Source organism: Pseudoduganella sp. UC29_71 (genome assembly GCF_042693265.1).
GTDB lineage: Bacteria > Pseudomonadota > Gammaproteobacteria > Burkholderiales > Burkholderiaceae_D > Rugamonas.
Genome location: NZ_CP170549.1, coordinates 4,472,549 through 4,496,653 on the forward strand (window position 1 = coordinate 4,472,549; position 24,105 = coordinate 4,496,653).

The following is a 24,105-nucleotide window of genomic DNA, read 5'->3' on the forward strand; positions in this document are numbered from 1 at the left end:
TATCTGTTGTTATCATCCAGACAAGGAGGTGCACATGGGCAAACAGATCAGGGTGGGCATAGGCGGCTGGGACTTCGCGCCATGGCGCGAGACGTTTTATCCGGCCGGGCTGGCACAGAAGCGCGCGCTGGAATACGCCAGCAGCCAGGTCACCAGCATCGAGATCAACGGCACGTATTACCGCAACGCCAAGCCGGCGCACTTCGCCGGCTGGGCCGCGCAGACGCCGGACGATTTCATGTTCGCCGTCAAGGCCAGCCGCTACTGCACCAACCGCAAGGCGCTGGGCGAGGCCGGCGAGTCCATCGAGCGCTTCATGGCCAGCGGCCTGGACGAGCTGGGACCCAAGCTGGGACCCATCCTGTGGCAGCTGGCGCCCACCAAGCGCTTCGATGCGGACGAGCTGGCGGCCTTCTTCCAGTTGCTGCCCGCCAAGCTGGGCACGCGCAAGCTGCGCCATGTGCTCGACACGCGGCATGCCAGCTTCATGTGCGAGGATTACCTGAAGCTGGCGCGCAAGCACAAGGTGGCCACCGTGTTCACGGACTCGGACAAATACCCCTCCTACGCCGACGCCACCGCCGACTTCGTCTACGCGCGGCTGATGTGCGCGCGCAGCGAAATCGCCACCGGCTACGGCAAGCCGGAGCTCAAGCAGTGGGCGGCGCGCGCGGCGCAGTGGCAGGCGGGCGCGCAGCCGGACGGCTTGCCCTACGCGGACAAGGCGGGCGCGGCCGGCGCGGCCAAACCCCTGGCGGCCGGACGCGACGTGTTTATCTACTTCATCAACGGCGCCAAGGAGCGCGCCCCGGCCGCGGCGATGGCGCTGCTGGGGCTGCTGTAACGCGGCAGGTGACTGATGGCAACGGCTCTTGGTAGAATACGCCTTTGGGCGATGGAATTTGCTTGCGCCCCACATTCGTTTTCGAAAGAACAACATGAGCCAAACTACCGCCTTCTCCGGCAGCCTGTTCATGGTGGCCGCGCCGTCGGGCGCCGGCAAGTCGACGCTGGTCAATGCGCTGCTGGCGCAGGAACCGACCATCAAGCTGTCGATTTCGACCACCACCCGCGCCCCGCGCCCGGGCGAGGAACACGGCCGCGAGTACTTCTTCACCACGCCGGAAGACTTCGTGGCGCGCGCGCAAGCGGGGGAATTCCTGGAGTGGGCCGAAGTGCACGGCAACTACTACGGCACCTCGCGCATCTTCGTGGAAGAACAGATGCGCACCGGCACCGACATCCTGCTCGAGATCGACTGGCAGGGCGCGCGCCAGGTGAAAAAGCAGTTCCCGCAGGCGCTCGGCATCTTCATCCTGCCGCCGTCCATCGCGGCGCTGGAAGAACGCCTGCACAAGCGCGGCCAGGATGAGCCGCACGTGATCACGCGCCGCCTGCTGGCGGCCGGCGGCGAAATCGCACACGCGCCGGAGTTCGAGTATGTTATTATCAATCAGGATTTTCCGGTCGCCCTGTCCGAGCTGAGCGCGATTGTGAGAGCGGCCCGTTGCCGGTTTGCGCAACAGACGGCCCGCAGCGCAGCACTCTTCGCCCAGTTGGGCATCCACGCCGAACACGCAGAATAACCCAGCATTAGCCGTATTTTTAGGAGTTAAGATGGCCCGTATCACGATTGAAGATTGCCTGAAAAATGTACCGAACCGTTTCCAGCTGACCCTGGCAGCGACCTACCGCGCCCGCCAGCTGCTGCAAGGCCACACCCCTAAAGTGGAAGCCAAGGACAAGCCGACCGTGGTTGCACTGCGTGAAATCGCCGCCGGCAAAGTCGGCCTGGAAATGCTGAAAAAGGTCCCCATGTAATTTGGGAGCCTGCGCTTCCCGCCCAGTGTAGTTCGAGGTTTAAGCCCAAGCACACCGACACTGGACATGTATGGACCTGACTGACACCGATGTTACAGGCAAGCCCGCCAGCCGGGCCAGGCGCCCGGCCAAGATTGAGCCGGGCGTTCCCACTTCTGCACCCTCCGCACCGCCACCTGTGACCTCTTCGCCACTCGCTACTCCAACTTTGACGGCGGGCGTTGCGTCCGTCACCCACCTGACCGAAAAACTGTCCGAATACATGACGGCGGCCGACCTGAAAAAGGTCAAGGAAGCCTACCGTTTCTCGGACGAGATGCACCTGGGCCAGGTGCGCAAATCGGGCGAGCCCTACATCTCGCACCCCATCGCGGTGGCTGAAATCTGCGCCGACTGGAAGCTGGACGCGCAAGCCATCATGGCCGCGCTGCTGCACGACGTGATGGAAGACCAGGACGTCAAGAAGGAAGAGCTGATCGAGCGCTTCGGCGCGCCGGTGGCCAACCTGGTGGACGGCTTGTCCAAGCTGGAGAAGATCGAGTTCCAGAGCCAGATCGAGGCGCAGGCGGAGAACTTCCGCAAGATGCTGCTGGCCATGGCGTCCGACGTGCGCGTGATCCTGATCAAGCTGGCCGACCGCCTGCACAATATGCGCACGCTGGACGTGATGACGCCGGCCAAGAAGCGCCGCATCGCCAGCGAGACCATGGAAGTGTACGTGCCCATTGCGCACCGCCTGGGCCTGAACAACATCTACCGCGAGCTGCAGGAGATCTCCTTCTCGCACCTGTACCCGCTGCGCTACCACGTGCTGGCCAAGGCCGTGAAGGCGGCGCGCGGCAACCGCCGCGAGGTGGTCAAGAAAATCCTGGAGTCGGTCAAGAACACGCTGGCGATGGCGGAGATCGAGGCCGAGGTGTACGGCCGCGAGAAAACGCTGTACGGCATCTACAAGAAAATGCGCAGCAAGCACCTGTCGTTCTCGCAGGTGCTGGACGTGTACGGCTTCCGCGTGGTGGTCGACAGCTTCCCCAACTGCTACGTGGCGCTGGGCACCCTGCACTCGCTGTACAAGCCGATGCCGGGCAAGTTCAAGGACTACATCGCGATCCGCAAGCTGAACGGCTACCAGTCGCTGCACACCACGCTGATCGGCCCCTACGGCACGCCGGTGGAATTCCAGATCCGCACCCAGGAAATGCACCGCACCGCCGAGTCCGGCGTGGCCGCGCACTGGCTGTACAAGACCGGCGACATCAATTTGAGCGACATGCAGCAGCGCACCCACGCCTGGCTGCAGTCGCTGCTCGACATCCAGCAGCAGACCGGCGACTCGGCCGAATTCCTGGAACACGTGAAGGTCGACCTGTTCCCCGATTCGGTGTACGTGTTTACGCCCAAATCGAAGATCATCGCGCTGCCGCGCGGCGCCACGCCGATCGATTTCGCCTACGCCATCCACACCGGCATCGGCGACCACACGGTGTCGGTCACCATCAACGGCGAGCCGTCCACCTTGCGCAGCGAGCTGCGCAACGGCGACATCGTGGAAATCGTCACGGACGCCTCGTCGCGCCCGAGCCCGAGCTGGCTGTCGTTCGTCCGCACCGGCAAGGCGCGCTCGGCCATCCGCCACCACCTGCGCACCATCAACCTGCCCGAGTCGATCGCGCTGGGCCGCCAGTTGCTGTCGCAGGCGCTGGCCGCCGTCAGCATCGATCCGGACCTGCCGGAGCCGCTGGCCGAGCGCCTGCTGAACGAATCGAGCGCCAAGTCCATGGACGAGCTGTACGCCGACATCGGCATCGGCAAGCGCATGGCGGCGCTGGTGGCGCGCCACATCTTCGGCCTGCTGGGCGGCGAGTCGGCCGCCGCGCCGGTGGACCACAACAGCGCCGCCGAGCTGGACCCGGTCACCATCTGCGGCAGCGAGGGCGTGTCGGTGCAGCTGGCGCAGTGCTGCCTGCCGATTCCGGGCGACGCCATCATCGGCCAGCTGCGGCGCGACCAGGGCCTGCTGGTGCACACCAATGACTGCTCGCTGGCCAAGCGCCAGCGCCAGAAGGAGCCGGACCGCTGGATCGCCGTGAAATGGGGCGCCGACATCAACCGCCGCTTCGACAGCCGCATCAAGCTGCTCATCAACAATGAAAAAGGCATCCTGGCGCGCGTGGCGGCCGAGATCGGCGAATCGGACGGCAACATCACCTTCGTCGGCATGGACGAGGACAAGGAACACGTACTGCACCAGCTGCGCTTCACCATCCAGGTGAAGGACCGCGTGCACCTGGCCGGCCTGCTGCGCAACGTGCGCCGCGTGGCCGGCGTGAACCGCATCCTGCGCGAGCGCAGCTAGGCGACCGGCGCCGGCCTACCTGGCGTCCAGCGGCTCGTACCAGTAGGCCTTGTTGGGCAGCGGCGTCTGCGGCGACAGGAAGCGGTTTTCCAGCCGGAACACGCGCCGCTTGCGCAAGCCCGTCTTTTCGATCAGCTCGTCGTAAAAGGCGTGGAAGATCTGGTCGAAGCTGCCGTCCGCGATCAGCGCGCGCAGGCCGGCTTCGAGCCGTTCGGCCAGCCGCGCCTGGCCCGGCGCCACGAAGAAATAGCGCGGCAGCGGCATGTAGATGACGAAGCTGCGCTCCAGCGCCAGCTGGGGAAAGGCCGGCGCGTAGGCGGCCTGCTCGAACAGCGCCTCCTCTATTCCGCGCGGGAAATGCTGGAAGCGGTCGGCCGCCAGCATGCTGTGCAGGCCCGCCGTGGAATTGCCCAGCGCGACCGAAAAGCCGGTGTCCTGGAACACCGCCGCCGAACTCCATTGCCGCCCCGCGCCCAGCGGGATGCGCTTTAGCTGCTCCAGCGTGTGCACCGCGCTGAAGGTGGCCTGGCGGCGGCCGTCGATCAGCGAGATGCGGTAGCCGGACAAGCCTTTGTCGACCGGGATGCGGATCGGAATCAGCTTGCTCTCCCATTCCGGCGAGGTGATCTGCGCGCTCAGGTTGACCAGCTTGCCGTGCACCATTTCCTGCATCAGGCGGTCGCGCTCCATGGCCAGCGGCGAGGTGCGCAGTTCGTAGGGGCCGTATTGCGCGCTGGACGCGTCCAGCGCCGCCGTCAGCAGATGGTAGGTGTAACGGTCGCGCAGGTCGGCGCGGCTGAAGTTGTGGTCGATGGTGTAGACGTCGGGCGCGCGCGCCGGCACAAGGGTGGGCAGCAGCACCAGCAGCGTGCCGAGTGCCGCCGCCAGCGCGCGGCGCAGCCTATTCGTCCGCAGGCGCAGGATAGCTCACCTTCAGGATATCGAGTTCTTCCACCCCGTTCGGGGTGTGCAGGGTCACGGTATCGCCTTCGCGCGCCTTGGTCAGGGTGCGCGCCACCGGCGAGATCCAGCTGATCTTGCCTTTCAGCGGATCGAGCTCATCTATACCGACGATGGTGACGGTGCGTTCCTCGCCGCTGGGGTTGCTGTACGTCACGGTGGCGCCGAAGAACACCTGGTCGCTGCCATGATGGACGCTGGGATTGACCACTTCGGCCAGATCCATGCGCTTGGTCAGGAAGCGGATGCGGCGGTCGATTTCGCGCAGGCGCTTCTTGCCGTAGATGTAGTCGCCGTTCTCGGAACGGTCGCCGTTGGAGGCGGCCCAGTGCACGACGCGCACCACCTCGGGCCGGTCGACGTCGATCAGTTGCAGCAGCTCGTCCTTGATGCGCTGGTAGCCGGCCGGCGTGATGTAGTTCTTGGAGCCGGGCGGGATGGCCAGCGCCAGCGCCGCGGCGTCGTCGTCATCGTCGTTGTCGGTTTCTTTGGTGAATGCTTTACTCATAACTGTCTGACTACTTTCACGTATCATGCCTTCATGAAGCGATTGTACACACTCAGGCGCCGTTTGCTGGCGCCCCTGGTCTACCTGGCCGCCATTGTCCTGCTGATCGAGGAGTGGCTGTGGGATGTGGGCGCGCGCATCATGGCCGCCGTCACGCGCGTGGTGCCGCTGCCGCGCCTGGCGCGCTGGATCGCCAACCTCGGCCCGCTGGCCGCGCTGTGCCTGTTCGTGCTGCCCGGGCTGCTGCTGTTCCCGGTCAAGATCCTGGCCCTGCTGGCCATCGCCAAAGGCCACGCGTTCACCGGCGTGTGCACCATCGTGGCGGCCAAGCTGGCCGGCGCGGCCGCCGTGGCGCGCATCTATGCGCTGACCTTGCCGGCCCTGCTGTGCCTGCGCTGGTTCGCCTGGTGCCACCGCCGCTTCATGGCGCTCAAGGAAGACTGGACCGGGCGCCTGCGCGCCACCCGCGCCTGGCAGGAAGTGTCGGCGCTGGCCGCCGCCGCGCGCGCCTGGCGCCATGCGTTGTGGGCGCGCCTGCATCCGGCCGCGCACGCGCGCAACGGCAACCGCCTGTGGCGCCTGCTGCGCCGCTACGTCACCCAGTGGCGCGCGCGCCGCCGCGCGCCATGAGCGCCATGGGCACCACGGGCACCTCGGGCACCATGGACAAGAGCATGGCCAACGCGCAGCAGGCTGCGCCGGCAGCGGCGGCGCCGGCCTCGCCCGGCACCGCGCCGCCCGCCATCGCGCAGGCGCTGCAGCAGGCGCAGGCGCGCTTCGACGCCATCGTGCGCAACACGCCCGGCCTGGTGTACCAGTTCGAGCGGCGCGCCGACGGCAGCGTGGCCTTCCCCTACCTGAGCGACGGCTGCCAGGCCCTGCTGGGCGTGCCGGCCGCCGAGCTGCACGCCCAGCCGGAGCGCTTCTTCGAGCTGATCCTGGAGGAGGACCGCAAGTCCTACCTGGACGCCATGCAGGCCTCGGCCGCCTCGCTGTGGAGCTGGAACTGGGAAGGCCGCATCTGGGTTGATGCGTGGAAGGACGTGAAGTGGATCAACCTGCGCTGCACGCCCCACCTGCTGCCCGGCGCCGACGCGGTGCGCTGGGAAGGCATCATGACCAATATCACCGAGAGCAAGCTGGAACAGCTGGAAGTGCGCCAGAGCCGCGCCCGCCTGGCCGAGCTGACCGCCCACATCGAAACGGTGAAGGAGCAGGAGCGCACCCGCATCGCGCGCGAAATCCATGACGACCTGGGCGGCAACCTGACCGCCATCAAGATGGCGCTGGCCATGCTGAGCCGCCGCCTGCCGCAGGACGACGCCGCGCTGCAGGAAAAAGCCGCCTACGTGGACTCGCTGGTGGACCGCACCATCGACGCGGTGCACCGCATCTCGCTCGACCTGCGCCCGTCCATCCTGGACTTCGGCCTGGTGGCGGCGCTGGAGTGGCAGGCCAAGGAATTCGGCACCCAGGCCGGCATCGAGGTGGTGTTCGACAGCGCGCTGGGCGAGATCGAGCTGGACCCGGACCGCGCCAGCGCCCTGTTCCGCATCGTGCAGGAGGCGCTCAACAATATCGCCAAGCACGCGCGCGCCAGCAAGGTGGCGCTGCAGCTGGGCCGCACGCGCCAGTACATCAGCCTGAAGATCAGCGACAACGGGCGCGGCATCGCGCCGGCCGACCGCGCCAAGCCGCAATCCTTCGGCCTGCGCGGCATGGCCGAACGGGCGCGCGCGCTGGGCGGCACCTTGACGCTGAGCCACGCGCCGGGCGGCGGCACCGTGGTCGCCATCCGTATCAAGCGCGAAAACCGCCACGCCGCGCACGAAACGGCCGCGCCGCCCTCGCCCGCAGCGCCCGGCAGCGCTACAATAGGTTCTTGATACTTATTGCCGCAATGAAATAATTCGGCGCCACAGCGCATCCATGACAGACAAAGCCCTCATCAAGGTCTTCATCGCCGACGATCACGCCATCGTGCGCGAAGGCTTGAAGCAAATCCTGGCCGACACCCGCGACATCGTGGTGGCCGGCGAAGCGGAAAACGGCCTGGACGCGGTCAAGCTGTTCCGCAAGTCCGGTTGCCACGTGATGCTGCTCGACATTTCCATGCCCGACCGCAGCGGCATCGAGGTGCTCAAGCAGGTCAAGAAGGACAAGCCCGAGCTGGCCGTGCTGATGCTGTCCATGCACCGCGAGGACCAGTACGCGATCCGCTCGCTGAAAGCCGGCGCGGCCGGCTACCTGACCAAACAAAGCGCTCCTAAAGAGCTAGTGACGGCGATCCGCCAGGTCGCAGGCGGGTTAAAATACATCAGTCCGGCCCTTGCGCAGGAATTGGCCAACCACGTGGGCGACGACCACGAGGCGCCGCCGCACGAGACGCTGTCCGACCGCGAATACCAGACCCTGACCATGATCGCCTCCGGCAAGACGGTGGGCACCATCGCCAAGGAACTGTCGCTGTCGGTGAAGACGGTCAGCGAGTACCGCGCCCGCCTGCTGGCCAAGATGAAGCTGAAGAACAGCGCGGAACTGACCCATTACGCGATCAAGAACCAGCTGATCGAATAGTGCGCAGGGCGGCGCAGGCCGCCGCAGGATTGTTGCTGGTTCGATATTGTTTCATGCTAAAAAGTAAGTGCTGTTCTGCCCGCTTATCCGCGCATAAGCGGCAACCGGCCTGAACTATCATGGAGCCAGTCAGTAAACCCAGATAAGAGGCCGCACGTCACATGTCCAGTAAATCGTCCCCTCCCGCCGCGATGGAGCAGAATCCGGCCGACATTGCGCGGGAAGCTTTCCGCCGTCTGGCCACGCGCCGCATCGCGCCCACGCCGGAGGCTTACCGCGACATCTACTACGAGATCGCCGGGGTACGGCCGTCCGGCGCGCCGGCGTCGGCCCCGGTGCTGGCCGGCACTGCCGCGCCGGCCGACGCCGGCCCGGAACTGATGCTGTACCAGTTCGCCGCCCGCCTCGGCGAGCAGCCCGGCGACCTGGCCGACTTCGGCCGCCGCCTGAGCCGCGCCGTCAAGGCGCGCGACTGGGAAGGCTACGCGCGCACCCTGACCCAGCTGGCCGAGCGCCCGCTGGCGGCCAGGCGCGGCATCGACGTGGCCGACATTCCGGACGGCGAGCACACCAGGGCGCTGCGCGAAATGCTGAGCCGCACGCTGAGTTTTGCCGTCGCCTCGCTGCTCAGCGGCACGCCGGCGCTGGTGGCCGAAGCCGAGGCGCTGGGCGCGGCCACCAAGGAAGCCCACACCGAGGCGGCGCTGTCGGAAATCGCGCTGCGCCTCAAGCAGCTGTGCTACCAGATCGAACTGAAGAGCGGCGACACGGCCGAGCAGCAGGAACTGCTGCTGCGCCTGTTCCGCCTGCTGCTGGAGAACGTCAGCGAACTGCTGGACGACGATTCCTGGCTGCGCGGGCAGATCGACGCCGTGCAGTCCCTGATCGCCGGCCCGCTGGACCAGCGCGCGCTGGAGGACGCCACGCGCAGCCTGAAGGACGTGATCTACAAGCAAAGCCAGCTCAAGCACAGCCTGTCGGACGTCAAGCTCACCGTCAAGAACATGATGATGACCTTTATCGACCGCCTGGGCCAGGTGGCCGCCTCGACCGGCGACTTCCACGAAAAGATCGGCGGCTATTCGGCCAAGATCAGCCAGGCCGAGAACATCACCGAGCTGAACCAGATCCTGGACGACGTGCTCAAGGAAACCCGCATCGTGCAGGGCGAGGCGCTCAAGGCGCGCGACAACATGGTGATGGCGCGCCAGGAAGTGCAGGACGCCGAGGCCCGCATCCACCAGCTGGAGGCGAAGCTGCAGCATATGAGCGAGCTGGTGCGCGAAGACCAGCTGACCGGCAGCCTGAACCGGCGCGGCCTGGACGACGTGTTCGAGCGCGAAACCGCGCGCGCCGACCGGCGCGGCACGCCGCTGTGCATCGCCGTGCTGGACCTGGACGACTTCAAGAAGCTCAACGACACCTACGGCCACATCGCCGGCGACGCCGCCCTCAAGCACCTGGTCAAGATCGTCAAGGACACCCTGCGCTCGATGGACGTGATCGCCCGCTTCGGCGGCGAGGAATTCCTGATCCTGCTGCCCGAGACCACCATCGAGGCGGCCTCGCAGACCATGACGCGCCTGCAGCGCGAGCTGACGCGCCACTTCTTCATGCACGACAACGAGAAAGTGCTGATCACCTTCTCGGCCGGCGTGGCGCTGCGCCGCCCGCACGAAGACCAGACCGAGCTGGTGCAGCGGGCCGACAAGGCCATGTACCAGGCCAAGCAGACCGGCAAGAACCGCGTGGTGGTTGCCGAGTAGGCAACTTCTTAGCATCAACGTCCGAGGCCCGCCACCGTGCGGGCCTTTTTTTATGCCCAAAATAAATTTATTTTCACCCTAAAGTTCGCCCGAAACGCGCCGCTTAAGCGTGTACTGCTGGGCGAATTTGAGGGTGAAACGAAAAAATTTAGCGCCTGTTTCTCCCTTAATTTTCCCATGGGGCAACCGTTACTGAACACAACAGCGGCTTGATCGTCTCGGAACAGCGAGGCGGGCCAAAGTGAAATGAGCATGCAGCCCAACTAGCAGTACAAGTTTCGGAGAAACACATCATGGCACAAACCATCAACACCAACATTGCCTCGCTGAACTCGCAACGCAACCTGAATTCGTCGCAATCCGCTCTGGGCACCTCGCTGCAACGCCTGTCGTCCGGCCTGCGCATCAACAGCGCCAAGGACGACGCAGCGGGCCTGGCAATTTCGGAACGCTTCACTTCGCAGATCAAGGGCAATACTGCAGCAGCGCGCAACGCCAACGACGGCATCTCGCTGGCGCAAACGGCTGAAGGTGGTTTGAGCACCGCCGGCGACCTGCTGCAACGTATCCGCGAACTGGCCGTGCAGTCGGCCAACGGCTCGAACTCCGCCTCGGACCGCAAGTCGATCCAGAACGAGGTATCGGCCCTGTCGTCGGAATTGAACCGCGTTGCCACCAGCACCCAGTTCAACGGCCAGAACGTGCTGGACGGCTCGCTGACCAACACCCAGTTCCAGGTGGGCGCGAACTCCAACCAGACCATCAACATCGGCGTGCAGAGCGCCAAGGCCTCGGACCTGGGCAACAACACCATTCGTCCAACCGACACCGCCACCTCGCTGTCGCAAGCGACCGCCACTGCGGACAACCTGCTGACCGCCGATGAAACGATGACCATCAACTCGGGCTCCGGCGTGACCTCGACCGTGATCGCCAAGGCCAAGGACAGCGCCCGCGCCATCGCCGAGAAAGTCAATGCGCTGAGCAGCACCAGCGGCGTGACCGCCCAGGCGAAAACCACGGCCACCCTGCAATACATCGGTACCGACGCCAGCGGCGTGGTGGCCGACGGTCCGATCCAGTTCGACCTGAAGAGCTCGAATTCGTCGGCTGTCACCATCTCCGCTTCGGTCAAGAACGGCGACCTGTCGGCACTGGCCCAGGCCATCAACGCGCAAAGCGGCAGCACCAACGTGACCGCCTCCGTGAAGATCGACCAGGCCACCGGCTTGAAAGAGCTGCAACTGGACAACATCACCGGCGACGACATCCACATCACCCCGGGCGCCAACAACGCCGGCCTGGCCAACGCCCTGGTGCGCGGCGCCGACATCGGCGGTGCAGCTTCGAGCACCACCGTGGCACTGACCTCGGCCGACATCACCATCGGCGGCCGTGTGGAATTCTCGTCCGACAGCGGCTTCTCGATCAGCGGTTCGAACGTGATCGCTGGCGGCGCGAACGTCGGTTCCAACCTGGAATCGGTGGACAAGCTGGACGTAAGCACGGTAGACGGCTCGAACAAGGCCCTGCTGACCATCGATGCAGCGCTGAACCAGATCAACAGCAACCGCGCTGCGCTGGGTGCGATCCAGAACCGTTTCGCCTCCACCATCTCGAACCTGCAGACGACCACGGAAAACCTGTCGGCCTCCCGTAGCCGCATCCAGGACACCGACTTCGCGGCGGAAACGGCCAGCCTGACCCGTGGCCAGATCCTGCAGCAAGCCGGCACCGCGATTCTGGCCCAGGCGAACTCGCTGCCGAACGGCGTGCTGTCCCTGCTGCGTGGCTAAACCGCGTAGTTGATGGTTAGCCATCGTTGACAACTGGTTCCCCGGCTGACTTTGTCCGCCGGGGATTTTTCACAAAGGAAGCATCATGACTATCGATTCCATCAGCGCGGCCTCGCCGGCGCGCGGCGCGGAGCGGCCGGTCACCGGCACCGACGGCACGGCGCCGCAAGCGCTGGGCCGTGCGCCCGCCGCCGCGCCGCTGGAAACGGCCGCCGCCGTGCGGGGAGCCGAACCGGCGCCCACGCTGGAGCAGGTCAACCAGGCCGTGTCCGAGCTGAACAAATCGGCGCAGGCGAAGTCGCAAGGCCTGGAGTTTTCCGTGGACAACGACAGCAAGCGCACCATCGTCAAGGTGGTCGACCAGACCACCAAGGAAGTGCTGCGCCAGATCCCCTCGCCCGAGGCATTGCAGATCGCTAAGTCGCTGGACACCACCAAGGGCCTGCTGATCAGCCAGACCGCCTAGCAGCCAGACGGCGTGCCCCTGTGGCGCGCCGTTTTTTTTTCCACCATGGCAGCATGGTGCGTAGACTGACCCTGCGCGCCCGCGCCGCGTCTGCCGCTTTTTTCAGCGTCTTCCGAACTGGCCCGGGTTTCCCCCTCTCAAGTCCTCTTTGAATATGCCGATAATCACTTAATCTATCGTTTTCGCTAGGAGCACATCGTGGGCATTTCTTCACCCGGCATCGGGTCCAACGGACTGAACGTCAACGACATCATTTCCAAATTGATGTCCGTGGAATCGGCGCCGCTGGCCAATATGGACAAGAAGACCGCCAGCTACCTGGCCAAGGTCACCGCCTTCGGCAGCCTGTCGGGCGCGCTGGGCACGTTCCAGAGCTCGCTGACCAGCCTGACTTCGCTGTCCAGTTTCCAGGCGCTCAGCAGCACCTCCAGCGATGCCGCCATCCTCAGCGGCAGCGCCACCTCCAAGGCCCAGCCAGGCACGTACAAAGTCGACATCAGCCAGATCGCGCAGGCACAGACGCTGGCCTCGGGCGGCTACAAGACCGCCGCCACCACCATCGGCGTGGGCGGCAAGACCACCATCAATATCCAGCTCGGCACCCTGGGCGGCGGCAGCTTCGGCGTCAGCGGCAGTACCTTGGGCAGCGGCGTGTTGACCGGGGGCATCACACCCGGCGCGCTGAGCATCAACGGCACCGCTATTGCTACCGACGGCAGTACCCGCAGCGCCAAGCTGCTGGCCGACGCCATCAATGCCAAAAGTACCACCACCGGCGTGTCGGCCACGGCAGCGGCCACCGTCACCAGCGCCACGCTGTTCGGCAGCGGCGGCGTGTCCAGCTTCGGCGCGGTCGACACCGGCACCGGTGGCGGCAGCTACACGCTGAGCGTCGGCGGCGTCAACCTGCTCAGCCAGAACGCCGGCACCGGCGACACCATCGACGCGGCCTCGATCGACAGCCTGCTGGGCGGCAGCAACAGCGTGACACAAGCGCTGGCCAACGCCAACATCACCTTCACCGGCACGGCCGCTGCCGGCGACCTGAAATTCAGCAACGCAGACGGCTCCAACCTGGCCGTCACCGAAACCGTGACCGGTGCCGTCACCGGGGGCATCAACAACAGCGGCACCGCCAACACCGGTTCAAACGCCATCGCGGCCAGTTCGATCTCGCTGGTGTCGGCCAGCGGCACCCAGATCAACGTGGGTGGCAGCAACCCGGCCGCGGCCGGACTCACCGCCGGCGTGGGTGGCAGCTACCAGGGCGCCGCCTTCACGCAGGATGGCACGCGCAGCAGCGGCAACATCGTGATCGACAGCACCAACAACACGCTGCAGGGCATCCGTGACGCCATCAACAAGGCCAATTTCGGCGTCACCGCCTCCATCGTGTCCGACGGCAGCACCGGCACCCCGTTCCACCTGGTGCTCAACTCCAGCGCCACCGGGGCTAATTCGAACATGAAGATCACGCTGACCGGCGACGGCGCCGATCCCGCCGACCCGGCCGTGGTGGCGCTGCTGGCCTACGACCCGGCCGGGGTGCAGAACCTGAGCCAGAAAACCGCCGCCCAGGATACCAAGGCAGTGGTGAACGGCATCCCCGTCACCAGCGGCAGCAGCTCCATTACCGGCGCGCTGGAAGGCATTTCGCTGACCGCCAACAAAATCGGCAGCGCCAGCCTGACGGTGGCGCGCGACACCTCTACGCTGACCACGTCGATCAACGGCTTCGTCAAGGCGTACAACGACCTGAACAACCAGATCAAAGGCTTGAACGGCTACAACGCGGAAACCAAGACCGGCGGCGTACTGCTGGGCGACTCCACGGTGCAGACCCTGCAAACCCAGCTGCGCAAGCAGCTGACCAGCGCCATCACCGGCCTGGAAGGCAGCAAGCTGACCTCGCTGTCCCAAGTCGGTATCGCGTTCCAGAAGGACGGCTCGCTGGCGCTCGATTCAGGCAAGCTGCAAAAAGCCATCACCAGCAACTTCGGCGATATCGCGGGCCTGTTTGCCGCCGTCGGCCGCACCAGCGACAGCAATGTGACCTTCCTGAGCTCCACCGCGCAAACCAAGGCTGGCGACTACGGGGTGGAAATCACCCGTCTGGCCAGTCAGGGCAAGCTGACCAGCGCCGCGGCGCTGCCGGCCACCACGGTGATTGCCGCCGATACCACCTGGACCGTCAAGCTGAACGACACCACGCCCAGCACCGGCGCCAACACTGCCAGCGTCAAGCTGGCCGCCGGCAGCTACACGCCGGAAGCGCTGGCGACGCTGCTGCAGGCCTCGATCAACGGCACTACCCGCTTCTCGGACAACGGCGCCACCGTGGCCGTGACGGTCAAGGACGACGGCACCCTGGACGTGGCCTCGACCAAGTACGGCGCCAAATCGAACATCACGCTGACCAGCGACACCGGCACCGCCGTGTCCGACATTTTCGGTGCGGCCGCCTCGGTCGACGGCGTGGACGTGGCCGGCACCATTGGCGGCTATGCCGCCACCGGCGACGGCCAGACGCTGACCGGAGCGCCGGGCGCAGACACGGCCGGCCTGAAGCTGGAAATCAAGGGCGACACCATCGGCAGCCGCGGCACCATCGGCTTTTCGCAGGGCTACGCCTACCAGATGGACAACCTGGCCAAGAGCTACCTGGGCGCCGCCGGCATCATCTCCGGCCGCACCACCGGCCTGAATAATTCGGTCAAGGACATCGGCAAGCAGAAGGACGCGTTCAGTGCCAAACTGGTCGATATCGAGGCGCGCTACCGCAAGCAGTACACGGCGCTCGACAGCACCTTGTCCAGCCTGACCACCACAGCATCGTTCCTGGCCCAGCAGTTCGCGGCCCTGAGCAAATAGCACACAGACAGGAGATAGAGTATGTTCGGATCAAGGCAAACCGGCGTGAACGCCTATGCAAAAGTGGGCATGGAAACCGGCGTAGCAGCCGCCAGCCCGCACAAACTGATCGTCATGCTGTTTGACGGCGCGCTGGTATCGATCAGCTGCGCCCTGATGAATATGCGTTCGGGCAATATCAGCGAAAAAGGCAAGGCCATTTCCAAGGCCATCATGATTATCGACAGCGGCCTGCGCGCCGCGCTCGACAAGAAGGTGGGCGGAGAAATCGCCGAAGGCCTCGATGCACTGTACGAATACATGAGCGGCCGCCTGCTGACGGCCAACCTGAAGAACGATCCGGCCATCCTCGAGGAGGTGCAGCGCCTGCTTATCGAACTGCGCGACGCCTGGAACCAGATTGGCGACACCCCGGCGCATCCGTCCGCCGCCGCCCCCACCCACATGAGCAAATACGCGAGCGCCTGACCCATGATGACGAATCAAGAAGTTTTATCCGTGTACGCCGACATGGCATCGCTGACCGAACAGATGCTGGCGCACGCCATGCGCGGCGAATGGGACGAACTGGTGGTGTTGGAACAGCGCTGCGCCAGCCACGTGCGCACCTTGCAGGGCCAGGAAGATCCGCGCCCGATGCAGGGCGCGGAACGCGAGCGCAAGGTCGAGCTGATCCGCCAGATGCTGAACGCCGACCGCCAGATCCGCGACCTGGCCATGCCGTGGATGGCGCAACTGTCGGCCCTGATCAACAGCACCGGCACCGAAAGGCGCCTGGTCAACGCCTACGGCAGCGTCTAAGCCGGGATAGGGAGCCACCATGTTGCCGCCGCGTCTGGACGCCACCGGCGTCAGGCCAGTCGGCGCACTGTCTCCCGCGCCGGCGGCCGTCCCCGTCAGCGATGCGCGCCAGGCCGCGTTCCAGCGCGCGCTCAGCGGCCTGGTCGGCCAGCCGCTGAAGGGCGAAGTCCTCTCCAAATATGACGACGGCAGTTACCTGGTGCGGGTGGCGGGCAACTCGGCCCGCATGCTGCTGCCCGGCGGCGCCCAGGTCGGCGCCGAAGTGCCGCTGACCCTGGTTTCCGTCACGCCCCGTCCCACCTTCCAGGTCGGCACCGGCGCCCAGGCGCAAACTGCCCAGCTCTATACCGAATCGGGCCTGCCCGGCGACAACGCCGAGACCGCGCCGCAAGGCCGCCTGCCGTCGCAGGACACCGCCACGCTGTCCGGCCGCCAGCCCGGCGCCGCCAATCCCGCAGCCAACCAGGCCAATGCGGCGACCAATGCGGCCAATGCGGCGGCCAACGCGGCCGCCGGCGCCGCGCAGGCACGCGCTGGCCTGGGCGCCCAGCCGGGCGCGGACGGGTCCGGCGCAGGCCAGGCTCCAGCACAGTCAGCAGCGCAATCCCTGGCCCAATCCGCAGCGCAAGCAGCCGGCCAAGCCGCCGCCCAGGTACGCCCGCAAAGCCTGGCGGCCGCCCTGCTCGGCCGCGCCCCGCTCACGCCGTCCGACCAGCTGCCCGACCTCGGCCGCGACGCCCCCGCCGCCACCTTGAGTCCCGCGGCCCGCACCATCGCCAGCGCGCTGGCGGCCGCCTACAACGCGCCCGGCGTTCCCGCCACCATCAACGGCAAAACACCGCTGATCTCGGCCGGCGTGCCGGACGCCGACCAGCTCACGCACAGCCTGAAAAACGCCCTCGGCGAAAGCGGCCTGTTCTACGAATCCCACGTGGCCGAGTGGGCCGAAGGCAGGCGTCCGCTGCAGGAACTGATGCGCGAGCCGCAGAACCAGCGCGCGCACGCCGCCCAGCCCCAGGCCGGCGGCCCCCAGACCAGCGAAACCCTGGCCCGCGCCGCCCTGGCCGGCCCGGACCTGAGCGCGGCGCAAATGATCAACCAGCAGCTGCACGCGCACGAGCAGCAGCGCGTCCTGTGGAACGGCCAGGCCTGGCCGGGCCAGCCCCTGCAATGGGAAGTGCAGCGCGACCAGCGCGAAGGCAGCCCGCAGGAACAGGCCGACGGCCGCGAGCCGGAGCCGGTGTGGCGCAGCGGCGTGCGCTTCCGCCTGCCGCTGCTGGGCAAGATCTCGGCGGCCGTCACGCTGGTGGGCGAGCAAGTCCACATCCAGGTGCAGACCGGCGACGACGACAGCGCCGCCACCCTGCGCGCCTGGGCCGGCCAGCTGCAGCAGGCCATGGAAGCGGCCGGCTCGCCGCTGGCCTCGCTGACCATTGCGCCCGAAGGCGCCGCGGCGGCGGACGTCGGCGCAGAAGTCGGCGCGGACGCCGGCGCCGTGCCGCCCGTCGCCGCCCTGCCCGGAGCCGGTCATGGCGAATGACGCCCCGCGCCGCCCGCTGCAAAGCGCGGTCGCCCTCACCTACAAGAACGATACAGCCGCCCCCAAGGTGGTGGCCAAGGGGCGCGGCCTGGTGGCCGAGCAAATCATCCACGTGGCCAACGAGCACGGCGTGCACATCCACGAATCGAAGGAACTGGTGTCCTTGCTGATGGATGTGGACCTGGATCGGCAAATCCCGCCGGCCCTCTACCGGACAATTGCGGAACTATTAGCGTGGCTATATCATATTGAATCGGCGCAAAAGTCCGGCCAGCCCCCGCCCCCGGCCCCGGATACCAGCTCTCCACTTAGAGACCAAGAAGAATAATGCAACCAAACAGACTAGACGCGGACCTGGAAAACTGGCACGACTTCGAGGTGGAATCGCGCAGGGAGATCATTGCGCTGCTGCGCAGCATAGGCGAGAAAAACCAGCTGATCCGCATGCTGGTGCAGGGCGAATCGGACGTCTGCGTGACCTCCATCCTGGAAGTGGACGCCGACAGCAACAGCGTCATCCTCGACTGCTCCATCAACGCCGAGCAAAACCAGCGCATCCTGGGCGCCAGGTCGCTGTCCTATGAAACCACGCTGGACAAGATCCGCATCCTGTTCGCCAGCGCGCGGGTGGAAAAATGCACCTTCGAAGGCGCGCCGGCCTTGAAGATCGCCGTGCCCACCACGCTGATCCGCCTGCAGCGGCGCGAGTATTACCGCATGAGCACGCCGGTCAGCAACCCGGTGCGGGTGGTGATCCCGCTGCCGGCCGAGATGGGCGGCGGCAGCAGCAGCTTCCCGCTGGCCGACATCAGCTGCGGCGGCATCGCCATCCTCGACAACAAGCTACTGCTGGGCGACAGCATCGGCAAACAATACGGCGACTGCCGCATCGAGCTGCCGGAAGTCGGCCCCATCGTCACCGGCCTGCAGATCCGCAACTGCCTCGACATGACCCTGCTCAACAACAAATCCAACCGCCGCCTCGGCTGCCAGTTCACCGACATGGCGCGCGGCGCGCTCAACGCCGTGCAGCGCTACATCACCAAGCTGGAGCGCGAACGCAACGCCCGCATCGCCGGCCTCGGCTAAAAAAATGGGGTCAGGGTTAGTTTTCTCCCTGCGGGAAAACTAACCCTGACCCCATTTTCGGGCAACTATTCTTACACCTGCATGTTCATGATGTCGTGGTAGGCAGACACCAGCTTGTTGCGCACCTGGATGGTGGCCTGGAAGTTGATGCTGGCTTTCTGCATCGATACCATCACGTCCGACAGGCTGACCGAGTCGTCGCCCATCTGGAAGCGCTTGCCCAGCTCCTGCGATTTGTTCTGGCTGGCCGAGACGGCGTCCAGGGCGTCCTTCAGCGCGTCCGAGAACTGCACCTTGGCCGCCGGCGCCTCGGTCTGGATGGCCGGCACGCTGGCCTGCGGCTTGGCCGCGTGCGCTTTGAGCTGCTCCATCATCGCTTGTATCCTGCTGCTGTCTATGCCCAGGCCGCTTGTTTTCATTGTGAACTCCAAATTTGTTGCTTCCGCGGAACAATCATGCGGTGATGCCGCGCTACAATAGGCGGCGCAATGATCAGTGCTGCCAGAATACCTGTCCACATGGCAAGCCGCTGCCAGAAGCAGGCCGGTAAACAGCCTGCTTTTCCTGCGATTGGCGGAGGCTGCTTACCACCATAATGTGCAACAGGCGCATTCCCTCAAACCAACGAATACACACCAGCCATGGCAGCAGCAGCGGAACAAATCGAGATCGACGAAGCAGCGGACCCGGCCCAGCCCGAGGCCAAGCCGCCCTTCTTCCAGACCACGCTGGGCAAACGGGTGATGATGGGCGCCGGCGCGGCCGGCGTGATCGCCATCATCATCGCGCTGTGGCTGTGGAACCAGCCGCCCGCCTACGGCGTGCTGTTCTCCAATTACACCGACCGCGACGGCGGCGCCATCACGGCGGCGCTGGACCAGATGCAGATCAAGCACAAGTTCTCGGAAAGCGGCACCGCCATCCTGGTGCCCACCGAGCAGGTGCACGACGCGCGCCTGAAGCTGGCCGCGCAGGGCTTGCCCAAGGGCGGCAACGTGGGCTTCGAGCTGATGGAGAACCAGAAGCTGGGCGTGTCGCAATTCCTCGAACAGGTGAACTACCAGCGCGCGCTGGAAGGCGAGCTGGCGCGCTCGATCCAGTCCATCGCGGCGGTCGATTCGGCCCGCGTGCACCTGGCCATGCCCAAGGACAGCGTGTTCGTGCGCGAGCAGCAGAAGCCGACCGCCTCGGTGATGCTGCACCTGCATCCCAACCGCCAGATCGAGCCGGCGCAAGTGCAGGCCATCGTGCACCTGGTGGCCTCGTCAGTGCCGCAGCTGATGCCGTCCAACGTGACTGTGGTGGACCAGGCCGGCAACCTGGTGTCGGACACCAACAAGAACGGCGCCGGCGCCAACAAGAACCTGGACGCCAGCCAGCTCAAATACGTGCAAGAACTGCAGAAGCAGGTGATCAAGCAGGTGGAATCCATCGTGCTGCCCATCGTCGGCGAAGGCAATGTGCGCGCCGAGGCGGTGGCCGACGTGGACTTCGCCGCCGTCGAGCAGGCGGCCGAGTCGTACAAGCCGAATTCTCCGCCGGAAGCGTCCGCCATCCGCAGCCAGCAGAGCAGCGAGACCAACGGCGCCGGCAACGCCAATCCGAACGGCGTGCCGGGCGCGCTGTCGAACCAGCCGCCTGGCACGGCCACCGCGCCGCTGACCACCACGCCGCCGGGCGCCGCCCCGGCGCCGGGCACGCCGCCGGGCAGCACGGCAACGGCCGCCAACGGCTTGCCGAACCACAAGGAATCGACCACCAATTTCGAAGTCGACAAGACCGTGCGCTACGAGCAGAAGGCCATGGCCGGCCTGAAGCGCATGACGGTGGGCGTGGTCATCAACTACCGCCGCATCGTGGACGCCAAGACCGGCAAGGTCACCATCAAGCCGTTCACGCCGGAGGAAATGGCCAAGATCCAGAGCCTGGTGAAGGAAGCCATGGGCTACAGCCAGGAGCGCGGCGACTCGCTGAGCGTGGCCAACGCGCCGTTCGACGGCGTCGACAAGCCCTTCGAGCCGCCGGTGGTGCTGGACTGGTGGCGCGACCCGGCCAACCTGCCGCTGGCCAAGGAGCTGGCCAAGTTCCTGATCACCGCGCTGATCCTGCTGTACATCCTGCTGCGCATCGTGCGGCCTATGATGCGGCCGGTGTTCAAGAAGATCGACGAGATCAACGAGCCCGAGCCTGAACCGGAAGAGCCGGTCATCGAGGAGCCGGTGGGGCCGACGCCGGAAGAGATCATGGCCGAGGAAATGGCTAAAATGGAAGAAAATACCGCGCGGACATACCGCGACAACCTGGCGCTGGCGAAGAAACTGGCCGCGGACGATCCGCGCATCGTCGCCAACGTCATCAAAGCATGGATAGGCGCAAATGACTGATTCTACCGGACTGCAAAAAGCGGCCATCCTGATGCTGGCGATGGGCGAGAGCGAAGCGGCCGAGGTGATGAAATTCCTCGGCCCGCGCGAGGTGCTGAAGCTGGGCGCGGCCATGGCCACGATGAAAAACGTGCCGCACGAGCAAGTGGTCGACACGCTGGACGACTTCCGCGATCAGGTGGCGGCCGCCTCCACCGTGGGCCTGGATTCGGACGAGTACATCCGCCAGGTGCTGACCAAGGCGCTGGGCGACGACAAGGCGTCGGTGCTGCTGTCGCGCATCCTGGGCGGCAAGGACGCCTCCGGCATCGAATCGCTGAAGTGGATGGATTCGCAATCGGTCGCCGAACTGATACGCAACGAGCACCCGCAGATCATCGCCACCATCCTGGTGCACCTGGAGCGCGACCAGGCTTGCGAAATCCTGGGACACTTCACGGACCGCCTGCGCAACGACGTGGTGCTGCGCATCGCCACCCTGGACGGCGTGCAGCCGGCCGCGCTGCGCGAGCTGAACGACGTGCTGACCAAGCTGCTGTCGGGCAATGAAAACATCAAGAAATCGACCCTGGGCGGCGTGCGCGCGGCGGCCGAGATTCTGAACTTCATGAGCGGCGAGCAGGAAAGTTCGGTGATGGACAACATCAAGAACTACGACAACGACATGGCGCAGAAGATCATGGACGAGATGTTCGTGTTCGACAACCTGATCGACATCGACGACCGCGGCATCCAGCTGCTGTTGCGCGAAGTGCAGTCGGAAATGCTGATCATTGCGCTGAAAGGCGCCTCGCAGGACCTGCGCGACAAGATCTTCAAGAACATGTCGGCGCGCGCCAGCGAAATGATGCGCGAAGACCTGGAATCGAAAGGACCGGTGCGCCTGTCCGAAGTGGAAACACAGCAGAAGCAGATCCTACAGATCGTGCGCCGTCTGGCCGACGAAGGTCAGATCGTGCTGGGCGGCAAAGGCGAAGATTCCTTCGTCTAAGTTGATAGAGTTACATGGCACAGATACCGAAAGAACAGCAGACCGCCTTCCAGCGCTGGGAAATGAAGTCCTTTGGCGACTTCCGCCCCAGTGCGGTGGCCGCGCGCGAAGCGGAAGCGGCCGCGCAGGCCGCGCTGGCGCCGCCGCCCGTGCACGCGGAGGCCGAGCAGGACCAATACCTGGAACAGGAACCGCCTCCTCCCGACTACCCCACCGAGGAAGAACTGGCCGCCATCCGCGAGCAGGCCCGCATCGACGGCTACGACAAGGGCTACGCGGCCGGCCACGCCGAGGGCCATGCGGACGCCATTGCACTGGGCAAGGAAGCCACCGACCTGGAACTGGCGCCGCTGCGCGAGCTGGCCGGCAACTTCAGCACCGCGCTGCAGGACGCCGACCAGCTGATCTCGGCCGAGGTGCTGGAACTGGCGCTGCAGCTGGCCAAGGGCATGCTCAAGCAGTCGCTGCAGGTCAAGCCCGAACTGATCCTGCCCATCGTGCGCGAAGCCATCGAATACCTGCCGGTGCTGCAGCAGCCCGCGCTGCTCATGCTCAACCCGGAGGACGCGAAAACCGTGCGCGTAGGCATAGGCGAGGAGCTGGACAAGGGCGGCTGGCGCGTCATCGAAGACCCTCAGATTGAACGCGGCGGCTGCAAGATCGACACCGCCAGCAACCAGATCGACGCCCAGGCCTCCACCCGCTGGCAGCGCCTGACCTATGCGCTGGGCAAAGACGTGGGCTGGCTGGACTGACATGGCCGGCGCCTCCCAACCCAATCTGCATGCCGGCCGCTGGCGCGCCTACCTGAACGACTGCGCCGCACTGACCGAGTTCGTGGAGCCGATGCAAGTGTCGGGCCGCGTCACGCGCGTGGCAGGCCTGGTGATGGAGGCCGTGGGCCTGCGCCTGGCGGTGGGCGCCGCCTGCACCGTGCCACTGCCGTCCGGCGGCAAGGTGGAAGCCGAAGTGGTGGGCTTTGAAGGCGACCGCCTGTTCCTGATGCCGCAAAGCGACGTCGAAGGCATCGTGCCCGGCACCCGCGTGTTCCCCATCGAACCGACCATTCCCCGCCCCGGCAGCGTCACGCACCCGCGCCGCCGCCCCAGCGACCGCGCGCGCCACCTGCCGGTCGGCCCGGAACTGCTGGGCCGCGTGCTGGACGGCGCCGGCCGTCCGCTGGACAACCTCGGTCCGCTGCACACCACCGAGAGCGCGCCGATCAACGTGCGCCCGGCCAATCCATTGGGCCGCGCGCCCATCGTGGAAACGCTGGACGTGGGCGTGCGCTCCATCAACGCCATGCTGACCGTGGGACGCGGCCAGCGCATGGGCCTGTTCGCCGGCTCCGGCGTCGGCAAGTCCGTGCTGCTGGGCATGATGGCGCGCTACACCGAGGCCGACGTGATCGTGGTGGGCCTGATCGGCGAACGGGGACGTGAAGTAAAAGAATTCATCGAGCAGATCCTGGGCGAGGAAGGCCTGGCGCGCTCCGTGGTGGTGGCGGCCCCGGCCGACACGCCGCCGCTGATGCGCATGCAGGGCGCGGCCTACTCCACCGCCATCGCCGAGTATTTCCGCGACCAGGGCAAGAACGTGCTGCTGATCATGGATTCGCTGACCCGCTATGCCATGGCGCAGCGCGAAATCGCGTTGGCCATCGGCGAGCCGCCCGCCACCAAGGGTTATCCGCCGTCGGTGTTCGCCAAGCTGCCCATCCTGGTGGAGCGGGCCGGCAACGGCGAAATGGGCGGCGGCTCGATTACCGCCTTCTACACCGTGCTCACCGAGGGCGACGACCAGCAGGACCCGATCGCCGACTCGGCGCGCGCCATCCTGGACGGCCACATCGTGCTGAACCGGCGCCTGGCCGAGGCGGGCCACTACCCGGCCATCGACATCGAACAATCGATCAGCCGCGCCATGCATTCGATCACCTCGCACGAGCACCAGACCCGCGCGCGCCACCTGAAGCAATTGTTCTCGCGCTACGAGCGCAGCCGCGACCTGATCGCCGTGGGCGCCTATAGTCCCGGCAGCGATCCGGTACTGGACCAGGCCATCAGCTTGCATGAAAGTATTGAGCACTTTTTGCAACAACAGATCACGGAGCGCGTCGATATGCTCGAGAGTTTGGGGCAATTGTCCGCTCTGTTCGATTGATTGACGGCTACGCCGG

Annotated in this window: 23 protein-coding genes; 20 read left to right on the forward strand and 3 right to left on the reverse strand. The window is 65.8% G+C overall.

Annotation, left to right across the window (positions count from 1 at the left end; all coding sequences use genetic code 11):
- Positions 1-34 precede the first annotated feature (34 nt).
- The 4 genes from ACFJI2_RS19815 (at position 35) to ACFJI2_RS19830 (ending at position 4,177) form a co-directional block, all read left to right on the forward strand.
- Positions 35-844, forward strand: a complete 810-nt coding sequence (locus tag ACFJI2_RS19815) for a DUF72 domain-containing protein (protein WP_377701540.1) — start codon at positions 35-37, stop codon at positions 842-844.
- Positions 845-938: 94 nt separating this feature from the next.
- A complete protein-coding gene (gene gmk, locus ACFJI2_RS19820) occupies positions 939-1,586 on the forward strand; it encodes a guanylate kinase (protein WP_107872676.1) in 648 nt (215 codons plus the stop codon).
- A 31-nt stretch (positions 1,587-1,617) separates the two neighbouring features.
- Entirely contained in the window at positions 1,618-1,821 is a 204-nt protein-coding gene (rpoZ, locus tag ACFJI2_RS19825; protein WP_005665923.1) for a DNA-directed RNA polymerase subunit omega, read from the forward strand.
- A 70-nt stretch (positions 1,822-1,891) separates the two neighbouring features.
- A complete protein-coding gene (locus ACFJI2_RS19830; RefSeq protein WP_107872678.1) occupies positions 1,892-4,177 on the forward strand; it encodes a bifunctional (p)ppGpp synthetase/guanosine-3',5'-bis(diphosphate) 3'-pyrophosphohydrolase in 2,286 nt (761 codons plus the stop codon).
- A 15-nt stretch (positions 4,178-4,192) separates the two neighbouring features.
- On the opposite strand, the gene ACFJI2_RS19835 is transcribed toward ACFJI2_RS19830, so the two are convergent.
- Entirely contained in the window at positions 4,193-5,038 is an 846-nt protein-coding gene (locus tag ACFJI2_RS19835) for a hypothetical protein (protein WP_377701542.1), read from the reverse strand.
- Between the two features lie 40 nt (positions 5,039-5,078).
- Positions 5,079-5,645 (reverse strand): transcription elongation factor GreB, encoded by a 567-nt coding sequence (gene greB / locus ACFJI2_RS19840; protein ID WP_056394007.1) that lies wholly within the window; start codon positions 5,643-5,645, stop codon positions 5,079-5,081.
- Positions 5,646-5,678: 33 nt separating this feature from the next.
- Here greB and ACFJI2_RS19845 point away from each other — a divergent pair, with 33 nt between their 5' ends.
- The 12 genes from ACFJI2_RS19845 (at position 5,679) to ACFJI2_RS19900 (ending at position 18,551) form a co-directional block, all read left to right on the forward strand.
- Positions 5,679-6,275 (forward strand): hypothetical protein, encoded by a 597-nt coding sequence (locus tag ACFJI2_RS19845; RefSeq protein ID WP_377701543.1) that lies wholly within the window; start codon positions 5,679-5,681, stop codon positions 6,273-6,275.
- Positions 6,272-7,531 (forward strand): histidine kinase, encoded by a 1,260-nt coding sequence (locus ACFJI2_RS19850; RefSeq protein WP_377701544.1) that lies wholly within the window; start codon positions 6,272-6,274, stop codon positions 7,529-7,531. Before ACFJI2_RS19845 ends, ACFJI2_RS19850 begins: the two co-directional genes overlap by 4 nt.
- A gap of 43 nt (positions 7,532-7,574) precedes the next feature.
- Entirely contained in the window at positions 7,575-8,222 is a 648-nt protein-coding gene (locus ACFJI2_RS19855) for a response regulator (protein WP_377701545.1), read from the forward strand.
- Positions 8,223-8,383: 161 nt separating this feature from the next.
- Positions 8,384-9,988 carry a GGDEF domain-containing protein gene (locus tag ACFJI2_RS19860; protein WP_377701547.1) on the forward strand — a complete coding sequence of 535 codons (1,605 nt, stop codon included), beginning with the start codon at positions 8,384-8,386 and terminating at the stop codon, positions 9,986-9,988.
- A gap of 293 nt (positions 9,989-10,281) precedes the next feature.
- Entirely contained in the window at positions 10,282-11,784 is a 1,503-nt protein-coding gene (locus tag ACFJI2_RS19865) for a flagellin (protein ID WP_377701548.1), read from the forward strand.
- A gap of 85 nt (positions 11,785-11,869) precedes the next feature.
- Positions 11,870-12,250 carry a flagellar protein FlaG gene (locus ACFJI2_RS19870; RefSeq protein WP_377701550.1) on the forward strand — a complete coding sequence of 127 codons (381 nt, stop codon included), beginning with the start codon at positions 11,870-11,872 and terminating at the stop codon, positions 12,248-12,250.
- A 198-nt stretch (positions 12,251-12,448) separates the two neighbouring features.
- Entirely contained in the window at positions 12,449-15,121 is a 2,673-nt protein-coding gene (gene fliD, locus ACFJI2_RS19875; protein WP_377701551.1) for a flagellar filament capping protein FliD, read from the forward strand.
- Between the two features lie 21 nt (positions 15,122-15,142).
- Entirely contained in the window at positions 15,143-15,589 is a 447-nt protein-coding gene (fliS, locus tag ACFJI2_RS19880) for a flagellar export chaperone FliS (RefSeq protein WP_377701552.1), read from the forward strand.
- 3 nt (positions 15,590-15,592) lie between these two features.
- Entirely contained in the window at positions 15,593-15,922 is a 330-nt protein-coding gene (locus ACFJI2_RS19885) for a flagellar protein FliT (RefSeq protein ID WP_377701553.1), read from the forward strand.
- Positions 15,923-15,941: 19 nt separating this feature from the next.
- Positions 15,942-17,462, forward strand: a complete 1,521-nt coding sequence (locus ACFJI2_RS19890; RefSeq protein ID WP_377701554.1) for a flagellar hook-length control protein FliK — start codon at positions 15,942-15,944, stop codon at positions 17,460-17,462.
- Positions 17,452-17,790: an EscU/YscU/HrcU family type III secretion system export apparatus switch protein gene (locus ACFJI2_RS19895; RefSeq protein ID WP_377701555.1), complete on the forward strand. Its 339-nt coding sequence runs from the start codon at positions 17,452-17,454 to the stop codon at positions 17,788-17,790. Before ACFJI2_RS19890 ends, ACFJI2_RS19895 begins: the two co-directional genes overlap by 11 nt.
- A complete protein-coding gene (locus tag ACFJI2_RS19900) occupies positions 17,790-18,551 on the forward strand; it encodes a flagellar brake protein (RefSeq protein WP_377701556.1) in 762 nt (253 codons plus the stop codon). Before ACFJI2_RS19895 ends, ACFJI2_RS19900 begins: the two co-directional genes overlap by 1 nt.
- Before the next feature lie 71 nt (positions 18,552-18,622).
- On the opposite strand, the gene fliE is transcribed toward ACFJI2_RS19900, so the two are convergent.
- The gene (gene fliE / locus ACFJI2_RS19905; protein ID WP_107980870.1) at positions 18,623-18,970 is read right to left on the reverse strand and encodes a flagellar hook-basal body complex protein FliE; all 348 of its coding nucleotides are present in this window, start codon (positions 18,968-18,970) and stop codon (positions 18,623-18,625) included.
- Between the two features lie 222 nt (positions 18,971-19,192).
- Between fliE and fliF the strand changes: the two genes are divergently transcribed.
- The 4 genes from fliF to fliI are packed head-to-tail and all read left to right on the forward strand — an operon-like array spanning position 19,193 to position 24,089.
- Positions 19,193-20,935, forward strand: a complete 1,743-nt coding sequence (fliF, locus tag ACFJI2_RS19910) for a flagellar basal-body MS-ring/collar protein FliF (protein WP_377701557.1) — start codon at positions 19,193-19,195, stop codon at positions 20,933-20,935.
- Positions 20,928-21,926: a flagellar motor switch protein FliG gene (gene fliG / locus ACFJI2_RS19915; RefSeq protein WP_056393983.1), complete on the forward strand. Its 999-nt coding sequence runs from the start codon at positions 20,928-20,930 to the stop codon at positions 21,924-21,926. Before fliF ends, fliG begins: the two co-directional genes overlap by 8 nt.
- Before the next feature lie 14 nt (positions 21,927-21,940).
- A complete protein-coding gene (locus ACFJI2_RS19920) occupies positions 21,941-22,681 on the forward strand; it encodes a flagellar assembly protein FliH (RefSeq protein WP_377701558.1) in 741 nt (246 codons plus the stop codon).
- 1 nt (position 22,682) lies between these two features.
- The gene (gene fliI / locus ACFJI2_RS19925; RefSeq protein ID WP_377701559.1) at positions 22,683-24,089 is read left to right on the forward strand and encodes a flagellar protein export ATPase FliI; all 1,407 of its coding nucleotides are present in this window, start codon (positions 22,683-22,685) and stop codon (positions 24,087-24,089) included.
- The last annotated feature ends 16 nt before the right edge of the window (positions 24,090-24,105 follow it).

Excerpts from the sequence above, each read along its gene's own strand:
- ACFJI2_RS19815 (WP_377701540.1), top strand. The coding sequence starts at position 35 with ATGGGCAAACAGATCAGGGTGGGCATAGGCGGCTGGGACTTCGCGCCA.
- gmk (WP_107872676.1), top strand. The coding sequence starts at position 939 with ATGAGCCAAACTACCGCCTTCTCCGGCAGCCTGTTCATGGTGGCCGCG.
- rpoZ (WP_005665923.1), top strand. The coding sequence starts at position 1,618 with ATGGCCCGTATCACGATTGAAGATTGCCTGAAAAATGTACCGAACCGT.
- ACFJI2_RS19830 (WP_107872678.1), top strand. The coding sequence starts at position 1,892 with ATGGACCTGACTGACACCGATGTTACAGGCAAGCCCGCCAGCCGGGCC.
- greB (WP_056394007.1), bottom strand. The coding sequence starts at position 5,645 with ATGAGTAAAGCATTCACCAAAGAAACCGACAACGACGATGACGACGAC.
- ACFJI2_RS19845 (WP_377701543.1), top strand. The coding sequence starts at position 5,679 with ATGAAGCGATTGTACACACTCAGGCGCCGTTTGCTGGCGCCCCTGGTC.
- ACFJI2_RS19850 (WP_377701544.1), top strand. The coding sequence starts at position 6,272 with ATGAGCGCCATGGGCACCACGGGCACCTCGGGCACCATGGACAAGAGC.
- ACFJI2_RS19855 (WP_377701545.1), top strand. The coding sequence starts at position 7,575 with ATGACAGACAAAGCCCTCATCAAGGTCTTCATCGCCGACGATCACGCC.
- ACFJI2_RS19860 (WP_377701547.1), top strand. The coding sequence starts at position 8,384 with ATGTCCAGTAAATCGTCCCCTCCCGCCGCGATGGAGCAGAATCCGGCC.
- ACFJI2_RS19865 (WP_377701548.1), top strand. The coding sequence starts at position 10,282 with ATGGCACAAACCATCAACACCAACATTGCCTCGCTGAACTCGCAACGC.
- ACFJI2_RS19870 (WP_377701550.1), top strand. The coding sequence starts at position 11,870 with ATGACTATCGATTCCATCAGCGCGGCCTCGCCGGCGCGCGGCGCGGAG.
- fliS (WP_377701552.1), top strand. The coding sequence starts at position 15,143 with ATGTTCGGATCAAGGCAAACCGGCGTGAACGCCTATGCAAAAGTGGGC.
- ACFJI2_RS19885 (WP_377701553.1), top strand. The coding sequence starts at position 15,593 with ATGATGACGAATCAAGAAGTTTTATCCGTGTACGCCGACATGGCATCG.
- ACFJI2_RS19890 (WP_377701554.1), top strand. The coding sequence starts at position 15,942 with ATGTTGCCGCCGCGTCTGGACGCCACCGGCGTCAGGCCAGTCGGCGCA.
- ACFJI2_RS19895 (WP_377701555.1), top strand. The coding sequence starts at position 17,452 with ATGGCGAATGACGCCCCGCGCCGCCCGCTGCAAAGCGCGGTCGCCCTC.
- ACFJI2_RS19900 (WP_377701556.1), top strand. The coding sequence starts at position 17,790 with ATGCAACCAAACAGACTAGACGCGGACCTGGAAAACTGGCACGACTTC.
- fliE (WP_107980870.1), bottom strand. The coding sequence starts at position 18,970 with ATGAAAACAAGCGGCCTGGGCATAGACAGCAGCAGGATACAAGCGATG.
- fliF (WP_377701557.1), top strand. The coding sequence starts at position 19,193 with ATGGCAGCAGCAGCGGAACAAATCGAGATCGACGAAGCAGCGGACCCG.
- fliG (WP_056393983.1), top strand. The coding sequence starts at position 20,928 with ATGACTGATTCTACCGGACTGCAAAAAGCGGCCATCCTGATGCTGGCG.
- ACFJI2_RS19920 (WP_377701558.1), top strand. The coding sequence starts at position 21,941 with ATGGCACAGATACCGAAAGAACAGCAGACCGCCTTCCAGCGCTGGGAA.
- fliI (WP_377701559.1), top strand. The coding sequence starts at position 22,683 with ATGGCCGGCGCCTCCCAACCCAATCTGCATGCCGGCCGCTGGCGCGCC.